This is a genomic window from Mycobacterium sp. (assembly GCF_035506235.1).
In the GTDB taxonomy this organism is placed as follows: domain Bacteria; phylum Actinomycetota; class Actinomycetes; order Mycobacteriales; family Mycobacteriaceae; genus Mycobacterium.
The window spans coordinates 24287-40079 of record NZ_DATJPU010000266.1; the positions used below are offsets into that span (position 1 = coordinate 24287).

Sequence of the window (15793 nt, forward strand, 5' to 3'; positions counted from 1 at the left end):
ATGGCGCTGCACGGACGACATCAGCGGGCTGCCGATATTGCCATGGCCTACAAGCTGATCGACGCCGCCGAGGCTCGCTGGCGCGCCGGCAACGCCCGCACCTGCTCGCTTGGGTCCGTGCCGGCGCGGTCTTCCACAAGGGCAAACTCCTCGAGCGGCCACCGACATCACTCCGGCCGAACCGGCCGACAACACCGCGACCGCCGGATCGCAGGTCGCCTGAGAAACACCCCGATGCACTGGTATTGATAGCCGAAGTTCAACTGCGGCAATGTCCCCGACAGGGCGCCGACAGTGCCAATCGCCGGATTCAAAGGACTTTAGCCACTCGTGTCGGCCACCACCCAGTCTTACCGTCGGAGTGTCGGCAGCAAACAATTGCTTTCGGGCGATAGAGATGGTTCTACTCTTACCGCCGGCGTCTCGAGGCGGGGAGGCACTAGCTGTGCGGGACGGGCAATGACAGTCGTCACCTGCGAACAAGCCCCCAGCGGTCGAAACATTGTGCTCGCGGGTGTTAAAGGTCGCAACCTCTACACTCTGACCGCCGCTGGCTTTGCGGTACCGCGGTGGGCGATTCTTGGAACGGATGCCTTCGAGGCTGCCTTGGCCGCTCTCGGCTTACGCCTTAGCGTTGCACCGCTGACCCTCGAGGAACGCCTTCGGGAAGCGGCCTACGCCGAGTCGGCCATGCGTGAGTCGCCCATCCCGTCAGCAATCAGGGATGACATCGAGGCTGCCCTTGATCATGTGGGCACGCCGACGGTGGCCGTGCGCTCGTCGGCCCGGCACGAAGACGAGTCCCGCCATTCATACGCGGGACTGTACGACAGTTTTCTCAACGTGAGCGGACTCGACGCTGTCGAGAACTCCGTCCGGATGTGCTGGGCGTCGGCGTTCTCGCCGCGGGTGACGCACTACCGCCACGCCCGGGGGCTCGGCTTCGGCGACGTTGCCCTCGCCGTGATCGTTCAGCAATTTGTGCAACCCGTGAGCAGCGGGGTGATGTTCACTGCGGACCCGGTCAGGGGCTCATCGGACCACATCGTGATCAATGGCGTGCTCGGCCTGGGGGAGGGTCTGGTTCGCGGAACCGTCGATTCGGACTCCGTTGTGGTCGACAAGAACACCCACCAGGTGCTCGATGAAACGGTGGTTGCTAAACCGCTCATGGTTACCCCCAGTGAGGGGGGCGGCGTCGGCACGGCTGCCGTTCCTCCTGGGCGGCAATGGGAATCGGCCATCGGCTCCGCGCTGCGGACGACACTTGTCGATCTGGCTTCCCGTTTGGAGCAGCATTTCGACGGTCCACAAGATGTGGAATGGGCGTACGACGGTTCCACCACATGGATCCTGCAGACTCGGCCGATCACCACCCTCAGCCAAGAGACTGGTTTGGCCGCAGAGCATCTCGGTGAGACAGTCGCCGGCGATGAACTTCGAATCTGGGACAACTCGAATATCATCGAAAGCTTCTCCGGGGTCACTTCGCCGTTGACGTTCACCGTGGCCCGTCAGCTCTACGGCGATGTCTACCGGGCGTACGCCCGCAGCCTGAACGTACCGCGTGCCCAACTCGAGCAGATGGAGTCGTGGCTGCCCGTGATGCTTGGTCAGTTCTATGGCCATGTCTACTACAACCTCCTGCACTGGTACCGCATGGTGGGCATCGCGCCGGGGTACGCGCTGAATCGGCGTGTCCTGGAACTCGCCCTGGGCGTGAGTGAGCCGCTCGACCGTGCGATGGCAGAAAACCTGCACCCGTTCGTCTTTCCCTCGCTGGCCGCCAGAGTGGTCTCACGGACACGCACGGCATTCACTTATGCCCGGCGCTTTCTGTTAATCGATTCGATGGTTCGGGACTTCGACAGGACTTTCGCAGCCTTCATCGCACGCCAGGGCCTCTCGGACGTCTCCGGCCTCGACGGGACCCATGCGTACCGGCACTTCCGACAGACTCACCACGAGGTGGCCGACATTTGGGGTCCGATGTTGGTTCTGGACGCCATCCTGTTGACGTCGGTCGGCATCCTCGCCGTCCTGATGAAGGTTTTTCTGCCCAGGGCGCCCGAGTGGGTCGGATTCGCCCTGCTCAATCCCGGAGTCGACGTCGAATCCGTCGAACCCGCCAGAGCGCTGGTCGGTATCGCGGAATTCGTGGACTCGGTCCCGGCCTTGAGGACATTCATCGACTCGGTTGACCCTACCGTTGCCTACCCCCGCCTCGTCGAGCAAGCTGAAACGTCCGGCCCTCCGGAATGGCAAGAGCTTCAACGAAAAATCGATGACTACATCGACAAGTTCGGATACCGCTGTCGTGACGAACTCAAGCTCGAAGCGCCGGACCTGCGGCACGACCCGGCAGGTCTCTTCCACATGCTGAGGATGAAGACCGCCGACGACAACCAACGAGTGAGCGATTTGGCTCAGGACTACCTCGACGCGCACCTGCGTGGGCCGCGCCGCAAGGTGTTTGATGCGCTGCGCGGGAAAATTCAACGGGCGGCGACGTATCGCGAGCACCTTCGCTTCTGCCGCACCCGCGGTTTCGGAATCATCAAATCGCTCGCCGCGGTGATGGGACGCGACCTCGAACAACGTGGGATCATCGACAGCCGAACCGACATCTTTCAGCTGCGTCTTGACGAACTTTTCGAGGTGTACGAGGGCGCCATGTCCGGCGGCCGGGCGCGAACCGTCGTCGCCAAACGCAAGATTCTCGAAGAATCCTACCGGCGCTTTGCGGCCCCTGTCCGTTTCACCACCACCGGATCCCGCTACACGCAGCAGGAGTTGGAAATAGCCGGCTGGCGCCAACGCACGGATTCCCAGTACCTGCCCGTTGGGGCGGTGCTGACCGGCACACCGTCAAGTCCGGGGGTGGTGACCGGCCGGGTGGTGATCGTCGAGAAACCCGAGGAATTCTCCGGCGGCGTCCTGGTGGCGTACCGAACCGAGCCCAGTTGGGCAGCAGCACTCCCGTTCGCCTCGGCATTACTCATCGAACGCGCATCGCCCCTCACACACGTGGCGATCATCGCCCGCGAACTCGGTATCCCAACCGTCGTGCAAATCGACGGTCTGACCAAAGCCATCAGAACCGGAATGACGGTCAGTGTGGACGGTGCGGCCGGTCGCGTCGTGGTCCTGGAAGGGCAGCAATCATGCCCGGCCTGACGCCGGACGATGCCGCTGCACTGCGAGGGTGGTTGATGTCACCGCGGCCCGACACCGGAATACATCTGGCGACCGATGACGGCGGATGGGATTTCGTCCCGTATCCGGCACTTGCGGATGACGCGCGGCGTATCGCGCAACTGCTGATCGCTGATGGCGTCGGTTCCGGTACCACTGTGGGCGTCCTGATACCGACGTCTCGCCTTTGTGTGGCGACCATGTTCGGCGTGCTGGCCGCGGGCGGGACCCTGACACCTATCACGCCACCACAGTTCGAGCATCCGGACCGATACGCCGATCGCCTGCGCGGCATCCTCACGGCATCCGGGGCGCGTGTCGTGGTCAGTTCGCGGGCATTCGCCCAGACGGTGAACCGGGCGATCTCCGGCATGGCCGAGCCGCCGAATGTGTCTCTGCTGGGGCAGGTTCCAGACGTTGCTCCGCTGGAAAGGTTGGCTGAGCCCGGGCCGTTCGTAATGCTGCAGATGACATCGGGATCGACGGAAGCCCCGCGCGGAGTCCGCGTTAGCTGGCGCAACCTCGTCACCAACCTCCGCGCCATCCATTCGATGTGCGATACAAAACCCGGCGAACGCGGTGCCTCGTGGCTGCCGCTGTATCACGACATGGGCCTCATCGGAGGGTTGTTCCTCTCCGTCCCCGGTCAGTACGAGATTCGTCTGCTGCGTCCGGATCAGTTCATCCGCGACCCCCTCCGATGGCTGCAGGCAGCGGCCCTCGCAGAGCACACTGTTTCGCCGTCGTTCGGATTGGAGTATGTGAGCCGCAGGCTCACACCGCAGGATCTCGGTGACATCGATCTGTCCGGGCTGCGCACGATGGTGATCGGAGCCGATCGGATCAATCCCGCGCACCTGCGGGCATTCGCCGAGCTGACTGCAGGCCATGGCTTTTCGCCGTCAGCGTTTCTCCCGTCGTACGGGCTGGCGGAGATGACCTTGATAGCCACTGGCCAACGTCTCGGCGAGCCGATCCGGATGACTCGGATCGACAGATCCGCCCTCCGCCCCGGCCGGCCTGTACATGTGCTCGGCCGCACCAGCGACGGGTTGGCGGCCGAATCGTCACCCGACTGGGTCGTCTCCGTCGGTCGGCCGATACCCGACCACGCCGTCCGCATCATCGATGAGTCCGGAGCCGTTGCACCCGAGGGGACTTTGGGTGAAATCGTCCTCTCCGGGCCTTGTGTGGCGCACGGCTACCGCGGCGATCCCGGTAGCGCGACCCGGTTTGAGCGTGGTGACCTCTACACCGGAGACGCCGGCTTCCTTATTGACGGGCAGCTCCACGTTCTCGGCCGGATGGGGACAAGCTTGAAAATCAACGGGCGCACTGTGTTCGCCGAGGATCTCGACGTCGCCGCGGCTGAGGCGATGGGCCTGCGGCCGGGTCGACTGGTCACCGTCGCTGTCAACGACGGCGACTTGCCAGGCATCGCGGTGTTGTTCGAAACGCCCTCAGCGCCAATGTCTGCCGACACGATCAGCGCGGGAATCACGGCGGTACGTGCACATGCAGGTGACGACACGCCGCTGTGGTTCATCAGCGTTCCCCGCGGCGGACTGTTGCGAACCTCGAGCGGTAAACCTCGTCGGTCATACATGTGGCAGCAATGGCGGTCGGGGCGCCTCACCGGGGCCGAACTGGTGGCGGACCGTGACCCTCGGCACCAATCACGCGAGCTCGAACAGGTGCGATCACTGTTCGAGAGTGCGCGCGCCATGGCGGTGGTACCGGACGACGCCACAGTGCATTTCGAAGGCTCGCTCGCCGAGGGTTTCGGAAATGCAGGCTCCGACATCGACTTCCTGCTGTTGGTTCCGGGGACGGCCAAGCGGGCGGTGATGCCGACCGTGCTGTTCGTGGACGGCCACCGGGTCGAGATTCGCGCGCAGTCACACGACCAGGTGCGCAAGCGGCTGCTGCGAGTCAGGAGCGCGATCGACACCGGGTCGTTGAAGGGTGTCACGGAGGACGTGCTCAACCGAGTTCAGCGATTCCTTCGGGGCGTGCCCCTGCGCGTCGGGCCGCATTACGGGGGGCTCCTCGAGATCGTCTCCTACCGGGAGGTGACGGAGCTGACCGCGGTGTGGTGGCGGGGACGGTCCGGCCATTGCCTGCGCCACAGTGCCGCCCTCGTCGCCCTGGACCACGAGGAGGAGGCGGTGAGCTGGGCCCGGGAAGGGTTGGTACAGGCCATGAAAGCCTTCCTCGCCGAGCACGGCGAGGGCTATCTCGAGGTCAAGTGGCTCCCGCAGCAGATCGCCCGGTTGCGAACGCAAGCCGACCGGGCCATGGGTGAATTGCTCGACGCGTACCAGGTTCTCGACTATGCGCACATCACGGCGGGTGGACGCCGCGAGTTGATCGAACGGCTGCTGGACCTGGCGGCGCGACTCGGCGGGCCGACGGTCACGCTCGATCCCGCCAACGTCATCCTCAAGCGCGTCCCCGGGGTGACGACGTGGCCGATCGGGTCCACCACGCACGTCGTGCGTAACAACGCAGACGTGTTCGTGTTGTCCGCCGCATGCGCCGACTCCTGGCGACATGTGGTGTTCGGTCAGACCGTCGCCTCCACCCAAGCCACGAGCCAGCACATCCGGGTATTCGCCCGATACGGGCTCATCGCCCTGGCATGGCGCGGTGCGGGAGTGATCCGGCCGGTGGCTGCCATGTGCGAGCCCGATCGACCCCTGACCCCGTTGCCGTCGACGCGACGGCCGGTCATCACGATCGACGGCGCCCCCACCGACGGCGATATCGCGCGATCTCCGCTGCTTGCAAAGGCGTTCGCTGAATGCGCGGGTGCATTGATGCTGGCGAACATGGTGCTGGAGAACGCCCGCGAAGACTTCAACGGCGCGGTCAAGGACGAACAGTGGCGCGTGGCGTCGCTGTGCGGACGCCGCATAGCCGTCATGGCCGTCCGCATTCTCGCCAGCGCGTGGGGAATCACCCCATTGCCGGGTGACCCCGTGCTTTTCGACGCCCTCGAGCAGCTCGTGCCCGGGCATCGCCACCTGGCAGAGACTGCCCGCGGTCTGATGCAGCTGTCGATCCGGGACCGCGATGAAGCGCTCCGCGCACAGGCGGATCTCGACACTTTCGTGGCGCACGTGCGGCAGGCCACCGGGGGAGAGGCGTTCCCCGCATCGTTTGCGTCGCGGGAAGAGTGGCAGCAGACCCTCCGCCGTGGGTATCAGTGGCTGCGGATGGGCGCATACCTCGATGCCGACGTCGAACTCGACGAAACCAGGGATCTGCTGGCCAGTGGCGGCGCCCAGCCGGGGGAGCAGCGGTGAGCGTGATCGAGAAGGAGGTACTCGCCCTTGTCGCGGCCATGGCCCCCGCCGCCAATGATCCCCATCTCCATGACACCCTCATGGTCGACCTCGGGTACACGTCGCTCCGGTTGCTCGAGCTGTCGATCGCCCTCGAACGCGCGTTCGGCCTGCCGCCGCTCACCCCGGAATCGCTGGCCGGTGTCTCCACGGTGGGTGATCTCGTCAATCTCGTTCGGAAGCAACAGGACTCGTCATGAAGACGGCTGTACTCGTTACCGGGGCCGCCGGACACGTCGGCGCCGAGGTCGTCCACCGCCTGACCAAGCGAGGTCACAACGTGGTGGCCCTGGTACACGACCATGTTGAGATCATCGCCAACAATGGCCGCCGAGTAGATCCGGCGCATGTGCTGCGGGGCGATGTCCGGAGCGCGGGTTTCGGGCTCGAGCGCAGGCTGGTCTCGCAGTTAGTTGACCAGGTCGGATTGGTCGTTCATTGTGCCGCGCTGACCGAATTCGGTCTGCCTGAACACCGATACACCGAGCTGAACGTCGAGGGAACGGCGAACGCGCTTGAGCTGGCACAGAGTTGGGACGCCGGCATCATCTATGTCAGCACGGCCTACGTCTGCGGCGAGTTCGACGGGACGTTCCGCGAGGATCAACTCGACATCGGGCAGTCTTTCGGAAATGACTACGAGCGCAGCAAATTCCAGGCCGAGCATCTCGTGCACGCGGCGGGGCTGCAGTGGGCCATCGTGCGGCCCGGGATCGTGTCCGGCGAATACCGCACCGGTCAAAGCCGGGTGCACAAACACATCTACCCGGTGCTGAAGCTCATCGCCGAAGGCAAGCTGCGAACACTGCCGGGCAACTATGCGGCCACGCTGGCGCTGTCCCCGATCGGCCACGTCGCGGGTACCGTCGTCAACGCCGTGGAGAGGTTCGAGGATAACGTCGGCTATACCTTCCACGCAGTGGGTGCGAACGCGGTTTCGCTGCAGTCGATGAGCGACGTGCTCGCCGAATATCCCAGCCTCAGGATGGTCGATCTGGTGCCCCCGAGTACCTTCAGTCCGGACGATCTGGACGACATCGAACGTGGCTACTTCCACAAAGTCGGAACTCTGTACACGACGTATCTGCATCGTCGCCCACACTTCGACAGCACCAACACCCGCGATCGGCTCGGTGTGGTGCCTCCGCCGATAGGTGCCGGGTACATGCGGCGCGTGCTCGATTCCTGCTTGCAGACCGGCTATCTCGGTAAGGCGGAGCCCACGGTGGCCGACGTGCTGGCCGGTCTGCAACTGATGAGGAGCTGTTGATGACCGGCGCTGCCAGACGGTATGACTGCGATACCTACTTCCTGGAAACGTGCGATGCCCTTGCCGCGCTAAAGATCGACCCCGGTGCATTCGCTCGCCGGAACGCGCTGTTGCTCCTGAAACCCGACGCCGCAATCACAGGGGCAATGCGGCCCGCCGTTTCGTGGCTTCTCGACCACGGATACCGGATCGTCGGCGCGTACCCGGTGCAATTCACGGGGCTGCACATCCGCGCGCTCTGGTACTTCAATTGGCATGACGCGACTCGGGAACGGCGACGGCTTGCCGACCGCCTCGCGGGTTTGTCGCCAGCCGTTGTCCTGATCGTCACCCATCCCGACGATGCTCAGCCGGTCTCGGTCCGCTTGACTGCCGACAAGGGGCCCGCCGATCCGGCATGCAGAGAACCGGGTCAGCTGCGGCATGAGTTGGGTGCAGGAACGTATCTGCTCAATCTGATCCATACTCCCGACAACCCAGACGAAGTGTTGCGAGAGCTCAGCATCTACTTTGCCGAACCTCTTCTCAGCGAGGTTATTTCGGCATGTGCAACCGGTGCGGGCGCCTCAGCGGAGGCGGTCCGGATCGTCGACCGCATCGAGTCCGGCGTGGACCGCAAGAGCGGTGACCTCACGACAGCGCAGGACGCGATCTTCACTGAGCTGATGCGCATCGGCATGACGGAACGCCCGAAATCGGGGAGCCAGTGGTTGAGCGCTCTCGACGAGGCGGGCAGGCGGGGTATTCGCCTCGATCCCTGGTTCACCACGGTGATCGAAGCGTCCTATTTGCCGATGCATCGACATTGAGAGCGAGGTGAAGATGGACGCAGGGAACAAGTTTCGCCCAGTTGCGCCTGAGCTGGTGCATAAACGGGTGGTCGCTGAAGCGTTCGTCACCTCCGTCGGCGCCGACGCCAACGGCTGGACTGCGCATGCCCGACTGCCGGGCCGGCACAGCTTCCACGCGGACTCCGTCGGTCGGCAATCGGGCTATTACGATCCCCTTCTTGTGCTGGAAGCTCTCCGGCAAGGGTGCATCGCCGCCAGCCACCTGCTCTACGACGTACCTCTCGACTTCCACCACACCGTGCGTTATTACGAGTTCTCCGTCCTGGATTTGGGTGTGCTCGAATCCGGACCGGAACATCTCGATGTCGAGTTCAATATCGTCGTCCGAAAAGAAATTCGGCGAGGAGAGGAAGCGCACATCAACGGTCTGGACATTACCGCGATAGCGGCCTGGGGCGGGACCAAGGCGATGGAATTGTCCGGCGCGTTCGGGTGGATGCCGGAGGAGGCATGGCAGCGGATGCGTGCCGGATCGCGATGGGAACCGGTGGCGCAGCCGTCCGCGACCGATCCGCTGACCGTGGGCCGGACGCGCTCGGCAAACGTCGTGATCGGCAAGCCGGTTCACCTCAGCGGTGACGGTTCGGCACGTGCGCCCATTGTGGTGGACATCCACAATCCAACGTTCTTCGACCACCCACTCGACCACCTGCCCGGCGGGCTGATTCTCGAGGCTTGCCGGCAACTTTCGCTTGCCGAGCTGGGGGCCCGAGCCGCGATGACTGTCGGACCGACGCGGCTGCGATGTGACTTCCACTCCTTCGCCGAAATGGATGCAGTGAACGACGTCGCACTGACACCCGCCGATGACGCGCTGGTTTTCCGCGGAGAGGTGAACCAGTCCGGTCAGACACGGGCGACGGTGGAGTTGGCATTCGTCACCGCGGACGACACCGACGAAACAGATCCCTCGCAATGACGGTCTCCGCGCGCACCGGGCGTATCGGAGCCTTTCTCGTCGAGCGATGCCTCCCCGTCTACCCGGTCTATCTGGCTCTGTGGGTGGTCGCGGCGGAGAGCATCACCGTCGTCGTCGGCGGGTCGACCGGCCCGTGGCGTCCGTCGTGGGGTACCGCGACGAAAGCACTGGCGCTGATGGCGGCCGGTGCTTTCATGCGGATGGTCGACGATCAAAAGGATCTCGACTACGACATGCGCCACCACCCGACACGTCCGTTGGTGCAGGGTCGGATCACCACGAGTGAACTTCGCCGGGCGATGGTTCCGGCGGCCGGCGCCGCGCTGGCTTTGGCCGCGGCGGTATCGCCATGGGCCGTCGCACTGCTCGCGGCCACTCTGGCGTACAGCCTGGTGTTGTGGTGGCTGGAAACAAAGGTAAATATGCTGCGCGACAACGCGATTGCCAACCTGGCTGCGGTCTGTCCTGCACAGTTCCTGGTTACTGGCTTCTCGATGACGGGCTGCCCCGGAATCGGTGAGGCGCCCTGGTGGCGGCTCGCCGCCGTGCCGTTGGTGTTCACCAGCGCGCTGCTGCATGTGGAGTTCGCCAGGAAGATCACGCGCGTGGCCGATGCGGGCGGCGTCGTAAACGACCCGCACTCCTACTCGGAGTTGCTCGGGGTCACTGCCAGTGCGTTGGTGGCCTGTGGCTTCGGGCTTTTCGCGGTGTTCGCGGAGATCCTGGTGACCATGCCGTGGTCATGGGCCGGGTACCGCTGGCCGATAGCGTGGCTTCCACTGGCGACCGCGGCCTTGCCGTTGGTGTCAGCGTGGAGTTTCCTGCGTGCCCGGGTAGGGGATCATCCCCGAAGTTTGCCGGCGGTCTTCGTCATCGTCTTCTATCTGAGCATCGTCGGCCAGGGCCTCGTGCACTGAGGTAAGCAGTACCGCTGTGCGCTCGCGCAACTGATCGCATCGCGACCGCGATCAACTGGTGCTCGCCTTGCGGTAACCGACCATCATCGGCCACAGGCACACCAGGACGATGGCGGCACACCACAGCAGACAGCCCATCATCGGCGACCACACCGGCCCGCCCGCCGACAGTCCGCGCATCGCATCGTCAGCAAGCGACATCGGTTGGTTGCGGACCACCGGCTGAACCCAGTCGGGGTACATGTTCGACGGCACGAACCCCGTGCAGAAAGTGACACTCAGAACGATCACCGGCTGCGTCGCCTCCACCATGATGGCTTTGGGCCAGTACAGCGCGGCGGTAGTGGACAGCGCCGCAAACGCCACGCCGAAGATCACCGGAAGCGCCACCCACAGCAACGCACCGGCCGTCCCACGATGGAAGCGGAACCCGAGCGCGAGGCCGACGCCCAGGATGACCAGCGTTGTGAAGACCAGCCGCACCGTTTCGCCCCCCAATCGAGCGACCAGTCCTGCGGCGCGATGAATGGGCAGCGCCCACAATCGGCCTAGAAACCCGCCGAGGCGCTCGGTATTGATGCCGACCATACCTGTTGAGGAACCTGACATCGCCGAAAGCAGGGCCACCAGCGCCACGCTGCGGTAGATCGAGTTCTGACCGGTAATCGTGGTGATGGAGTCGCCGAAGACGACCTTGAGCATGAGCAGAAACGACGCCGGCAGCAGCACGCCGTGAACGAGCGTCATGGGAGTCCGAGCCGACCGGAGGAGCAGCCTCCATGTGAGCACCCGGGTCTCCGAGATCAGGCCATTCAGCGGGTTTGGTGAACGCCCCTTGGCGCCAAGGGGCGCGTCGGCGAGTACCGCCATCAGGCTCTCCTCCGGTAGACCACGAACGCCCAGGGCAGTGTCACTGCCATGGTCCCCACCACCCACGCCAGGGCCGGTCCGATCACAGACCAGCTAACTGGGGCTACCCCGTCACCAGAGTCACCGGCGAGTGCCCGCAACGCATCCACAATCCGAGAGATGGGTTGACAGTGGACAATCGGCTGAATCCAGTCCGGAAACCGGTGCAGCGGTTGAATTCCGACCGACAGGAACCCAAATATCAACTGCGGCAACAACAGCCACTGCGCAGTCGCCCCAGGATCCCGCGATTGCGTGCCGAGGGTGTCGCCGAGCAGGGCGAGAGCCAGGCCGGTGAGCAGCGCCAGCAGACAGAACACCGCGGCGTAAACCGATCCGCGGTGAAAGCGAAAGCCGATTACATATCCACATGCCAGCGCAACGGCCAGCCCGAGAGCGCAGCGGTAGACGCTCGCAGTGATTCGGGCGGCCAACGGCGTCAGCACCGGGACGGGCAAGGACCGGAAACGGCGGTTGATCCCCGCGACTGAGTCAGTTGCGGCTCGAAAAGCGGTGGAGATCGACGCGAAGGAGATGGCCTGCAACGCGATTAGGGGCACCAGGAACTGCGCGTAACTGCTCATCCCCAGATCCGGACCATCCATGAGGCGATGCAGTGGGATATAGATGCTCGCCGTCACCGCCACCGTGACGGCCACGCCCACGGCCACCTCGCCGTTGCGCAAGGTTGGAGCGATCAGTCGCACCGTCAGTACCCACCACTGCCGCATCCCGGACGGCGATGTTCCGGTGGCAGTCACGCCCCTCACAAGACGGCCTCGTCTGCAGCATCGGGTTCACGGGCACCGCCGCCATCGGCATGTCCGGTCAACGAAAGAAACACGTCGTCGAGCGACGGCCTGCGCAGAGCGATTTCGGCCAATTCGATGCTCGCCGAGTTGAGCCGCGCCAAAGCGACGGCAAGTGTGCCCGGCCCGTCCGGGGCGGGCATGATCACGCGATCGGACTCCGGGGTAATCGCGGCCCGGCTGGTCTCGGGGAGGAGTGGTCCCAGCGCTTCGGCAATGGCGTAGACGTCAGCAGGCTTCTTCGGCACGAATTCACAGAAGGTCCCGCCGATGCGCTCTTTGAGGTTCTCGGCGGTTCCCTGCGCGACGATTCTGCCGCCGTCAAGCACGATGATCCGGTCACTGAGCGCGTCGGCCTCCTCGAGGTACTGGGAGGTCAGCAGCGTCGCAATGCCCGCGCCCTTGAACGTGTTGATCAGCTCCCAAATGGCCCGCCGGCTTCGTGGATCCAGCCCCGCGGTCGGCTCGTCCAGTAACACCACCTCGGGGCGGACCACCAACCCGCAGGCGATGTCGACGCGGCGGCGCATGCCGCCCGAGTAGGTGGCCACTCTGCGGTCGGCGGCATCCTCGAGGTCGAATTCCCGCAGCAGTTCGCGGGCCCGATCCCCAGCCGCCGACTTATCCAGACCGTGTAGACGACCGAACATCACCAGGTTCTCGTAGCCGGTGAGTATCTCGTCGAGCGAGACGTGCTGACCGGTCAGCATGATGGAGCGGCGCACCATCGCCGGCGCTGTGACGACGTCGTGACCGGCCACCCGGGCCCGGCCCCGGTCCGGCTTGGTCAGGGTCGCCAGGATCTCCACAGTGATCGTCTTACCGGCGCCGTTGGGGCCGAGCAAAGCTACGACCTCGCCGCAACCTACCTCGAAAGAGATGTTCTGCAACGCGGTAACCGAACCGAACGACTTGCTGATGCCTTCGACCTCAACACCTTTTCCGGACTCTGACATCGCGTTGCTATAGCTCGGCGCCGACGGGATTCTCGGTGCGGTCCGTGTCATTTCAGGATGTTGGTGCCCGGACGGAGCCAACCCGGCTCGTCGGGCAGGACGTTGTAGTCGAACACGATGTACTGCTCTTGCGCCACGATCGTCGTGTCCACGTAGTAGCCGCCCCCGCCGCTACACGAATAGGTGCTGCTGCACGGGACGCACTGCGCTGGCACCCACAGACAACGCGGGTGCGGTCCCAACCCCCGTCTGGCCGTCACGGTTCGTCGCAGACCGTGCGTCGTTGGCTGCCCAGAAAACGCCAGTGGATCGTCTCGCAGCCTATGTTCGGATTAGTGGGGATGGCTGTAGTCGTCTGGCCCCACACCCGTCCAGCTATGAAAATCAGAGGTGTGCATACCATGAAAACCACAATTGGCCATGCCACGAGAATCCTGCGAAGCATAGTGGCAGCCAATCGCGTGTGTGAGTCCTACGGGTAGTGGCGAAAGTCACAGGAACCAGGGGCTGATCGTCAGGAACCGACAGCAAACGGATTCGGGCACCCAGCTTCCGCCCCCAGCTTCCGCAGGTCATTCCTTCAGGAATGACCTGCCGAAACTGTGGAGCCGATGACGGGAATCGAACCCGCGTATTCAGCTTGGGAAGCTGATGTTCTGCCATTGAACTACATCGGCGCGGTTGCCCCGAAAGGCTAGCATCCGCCGCCGGACCCGCTCGCCGGGCGCTCCGGCCGGCCACCGGGTAAGCGACCCGATTAATACCTCGCTTCCGGGCGTCAACCGAATGTCTCAACCGGCTCGTCCGCTGTTCATGGCAATTCGCGATTTATTATTTCGTGATCTGGCCGTAATGTGCTCGGGATGGGCCGGCATCGATTAGCCAAGAAGCGACGCAAGCCACCAGTAGTGCTGGCTGCCATGCTCGCTCCCGCGGCCGTCTTCTTCGCCGCAGCGGGGGACGTCCGCCCTTCAGTCGCCCCCGTCGAGGCCAAACCCGTTATCGACGACATTGCCCCGTGCTGCTTGCAAATCGTGGCGGCGGCACCGAATACGTCCCGTAAAGCAGCCGGTTTCGCCGACGGCCAGTTGGCGGCGTCGAGGTATCACACGCGATCGCGCTTCTTGCTCGCTGACGTCGCACCGGAGCAGGGCCTCCAAGTCAGGACGATCCTGACGGCGCGCAGCATCACCGCCGCGTTCCCCCAGATTCACGCGATGGGCGGCGTTCGACCGGATCCGCTGCCCTGGCATCCGCTTGGCTTGGCGATCGACGTGATGATTCCCGACCCTGGCAGCGCCGACGGCATAGCGCTGGGAAACGCGATCGTCGCGTACGTGCTGCGCAACGCGGATCGGTTCGGGATCCAGGACGCGATCTGGCGCGGCGTCTACTACACGCCCACCGGAGCGCAGGTGAGCAGGCTCGGCCACTACGACCACGTCCACGTCACGACAACCGGAGGCGGATACCCCAAGGGTGGGGAGATGTACCTCGTGGACTGAAGGCGGGACGGCTGACACCCGGATAGGCTCAGCGGGTGCTGCTCTCCGATCGTGACCTCAGGGCCGAAATCACCGCCGGGCGCTTGGGCATCGACCCCTACGACGACACGTTGGTGCAGCCGTCCAGCATTGACGTTCGCCTCGACTGCATGTTCCGGGTCTTCAACAACACCCGCTACACCCACATCGACCCCGCGCAGCAGCAGGACGAGCTGACGAGCCTGGTGGAACCCGTTGACGGCGAACCGTTCGTGCTGCATCCCGGCGAGTTCGTGCTCGGCTCGACTTTGGAGCTGTTCACCCTGCCCGAGGACCTCGCGGGCCGCCTGGAGGGCAAGTCGTCCCTCGGGCGGCTGGGTCTGCTGACCCATTCGACCGCCGGGTTCATCGACCCCGGCTTCAGCGGGCACATCACGCTCGAGCTGTCCAACGTCGCGAATCTGCCCATCACCCTGTGGCCGGGCATGAAGATCGGCCAGCTGTGCATCCTGCGATTGACGAGCCCGGCGGAGCACCCGTACGGCAGCTCGCGCGTAGGGTCGAAATATCAGGGTCAGCGGGGGCCGACACCGTCCCGCTCCTATCAGAACTTCATAAGAAGTACCTAGGTTCGATAGGGGTCCCGCACAGCCATATTGCGGGATGATGAGTTGTCCGTGGTTGTCTCCTCCGCCCGACCATGGCCCTGTCCAGCAATACTTTTGGAGGGGTTTGTATTGGATATCGTGCTCGGGGTGTCGATGGCACCGGCATCGATTCAGATGGTGGTGTTGGAGGGGGAGAACGCCGACGGCGCCACGGTGGAAGAGGACGACTTTGACGTCACCGCGGCCAACGACGCGGCCACCGCCAGCGCGCCGGACCAAGTAGTCGCCGCCATCCTCGGCACCCGCGAGGGCGCCGCCGATGCCGGCCTGGAGCTGTCGGCGATCGGCGTGACGTGGACCGATCAATTCGAGGCGGCCGCGTTGCGTGACGCGCTGGCGGCCCACAAGATCGAGAACGTCATGCTGGTGTCGGCGTTCCTGGCGGCGGCGGCGTTGGCCCAAAGCGTCGGTGGCGCAGTCGGTTACGAGCGCACCGCGGTGCTCTACGTCGAGCCGCAGACCGCGACG

At 64.4% G+C, this 15793-nt stretch carries 13 protein-coding genes, 1 tRNA gene and 1 pseudogene; 11 read left to right on the forward strand and 4 right to left on the reverse strand.

Features of this window, described 5'->3' with window-relative positions; genetic code table 11:
• Nucleotides 1-18: 18 nt before the first annotated feature.
• From VMD50_RS24955 to VMD50_RS24990, 8 genes and pseudogenes are all read left to right on the forward strand, one after another.
• Nucleotides 19-223 (forward strand): annotated as a pseudogene (locus VMD50_RS24955) (hypothetical protein); the annotation flags it as partial.
• A 236-nt stretch (nt 224-459) separates the two neighbouring features.
• Nucleotides 460-3177 carry a phosphoenolpyruvate synthase gene (locus tag VMD50_RS24960; RefSeq protein ID WP_325431789.1) on the forward strand — a complete coding sequence of 906 codons (2718 nt, stop codon included), beginning with the start codon at nt 460-462 and terminating at the stop codon, nt 3175-3177.
• A 35-nt stretch (nt 3178-3212) separates the two neighbouring features.
• Nucleotides 3213-6503 carry an AMP-binding protein gene (locus VMD50_RS24965; protein WP_325431791.1) on the forward strand — a complete coding sequence of 1097 codons (3291 nt, stop codon included), beginning with the start codon at nt 3213-3215 and terminating at the stop codon, nt 6501-6503.
• A complete protein-coding gene (locus VMD50_RS24970) occupies nt 6500-6742 on the forward strand; it encodes an acyl carrier protein (RefSeq protein WP_325431793.1) in 243 nt (80 codons plus the stop codon). The genes VMD50_RS24965 and VMD50_RS24970 overlap by 4 nt, the downstream gene beginning before the upstream one ends.
• Entirely contained in the window at nt 6739-7812 is a 1074-nt protein-coding gene (locus VMD50_RS24975) for an SDR family oxidoreductase (RefSeq protein WP_325431795.1), read from the forward strand. Before VMD50_RS24970 ends, VMD50_RS24975 begins: the two co-directional genes overlap by 4 nt.
• Entirely contained in the window at nt 7812-8621 is an 810-nt protein-coding gene (locus tag VMD50_RS24980; RefSeq protein ID WP_325431797.1) for a nucleoside-diphosphate kinase, read from the forward strand. The genes VMD50_RS24975 and VMD50_RS24980 overlap by 1 nt, the downstream gene beginning before the upstream one ends.
• A 13-nt stretch (nt 8622-8634) precedes the next feature.
• Nucleotides 8635-9582, forward strand: coding sequence for an AfsA-related hotdog domain-containing protein (locus VMD50_RS24985; RefSeq protein WP_325431799.1), 948 nt, complete (start codon nt 8635-8637; stop codon nt 9580-9582).
• The gene (locus VMD50_RS24990; RefSeq protein ID WP_325431801.1) at nt 9579-10499 is read left to right on the forward strand and encodes a UbiA family prenyltransferase; all 921 of its coding nucleotides are present in this window, start codon (nt 9579-9581) and stop codon (nt 10497-10499) included. The genes VMD50_RS24985 and VMD50_RS24990 overlap by 4 nt, the downstream gene beginning before the upstream one ends.
• Nucleotides 10500-10550: 51 nt before the next feature.
• Here VMD50_RS24990 and VMD50_RS24995 read toward each other — a convergent pair whose 3' ends face one another.
• The 4 genes from VMD50_RS24995 to VMD50_RS25010 all read right to left on the reverse strand — a co-directional run bounded on the left by VMD50_RS24995 (nt 10551) and on the right by VMD50_RS25010 (nt 13850).
• Nucleotides 10551-11369, reverse strand: coding sequence for an ABC transporter permease (locus VMD50_RS24995; RefSeq protein WP_325431803.1), 819 nt, complete (start codon nt 11367-11369; stop codon nt 10551-10553).
• Nucleotides 11369-12139: an ABC transporter permease gene (locus tag VMD50_RS25000; RefSeq protein WP_325431805.1), complete on the reverse strand. Its 771-nt coding sequence runs from the start codon at nt 12137-12139 to the stop codon at nt 11369-11371. The genes VMD50_RS24995 and VMD50_RS25000 overlap by 1 nt, the downstream gene beginning before the upstream one ends.
• Before the next feature lie 35 nt (nt 12140-12174).
• Entirely contained in the window at nt 12175-13173 is a 999-nt protein-coding gene (locus VMD50_RS25005) for an ATP-binding cassette domain-containing protein (RefSeq protein ID WP_325431807.1), read from the reverse strand.
• Between the two features lie 603 nt (nt 13174-13776).
• Nucleotides 13777-13850 (reverse strand) — tRNA-Gly (locus VMD50_RS25010).
• A gap of 186 nt (nt 13851-14036) precedes the next feature.
• On the opposite strand from VMD50_RS25010, the gene VMD50_RS25015 reads away from it, so the two are divergent.
• The 3 genes from VMD50_RS25015 to VMD50_RS25025 all read left to right on the forward strand — a co-directional run.
• Nucleotides 14037-14678, forward strand: coding sequence for a VldE C-terminal domain-containing protein (locus VMD50_RS25015; RefSeq protein ID WP_325431809.1), 642 nt, complete (start codon nt 14037-14039; stop codon nt 14676-14678).
• Nucleotides 14679-14713: 35 nt separating this feature from the next.
• The gene (gene dcd, locus VMD50_RS25020; protein WP_325431811.1) at nt 14714-15286 is read left to right on the forward strand and encodes a dCTP deaminase; all 573 of its coding nucleotides are present in this window, start codon (nt 14714-14716) and stop codon (nt 15284-15286) included.
• 108 nt (nt 15287-15394) lie between these two features.
• On the forward strand, nt 15395-15793 hold a 399-nt coding region (locus VMD50_RS25025; protein WP_422656583.1), incomplete at its 3' end, for a DUF7159 family protein.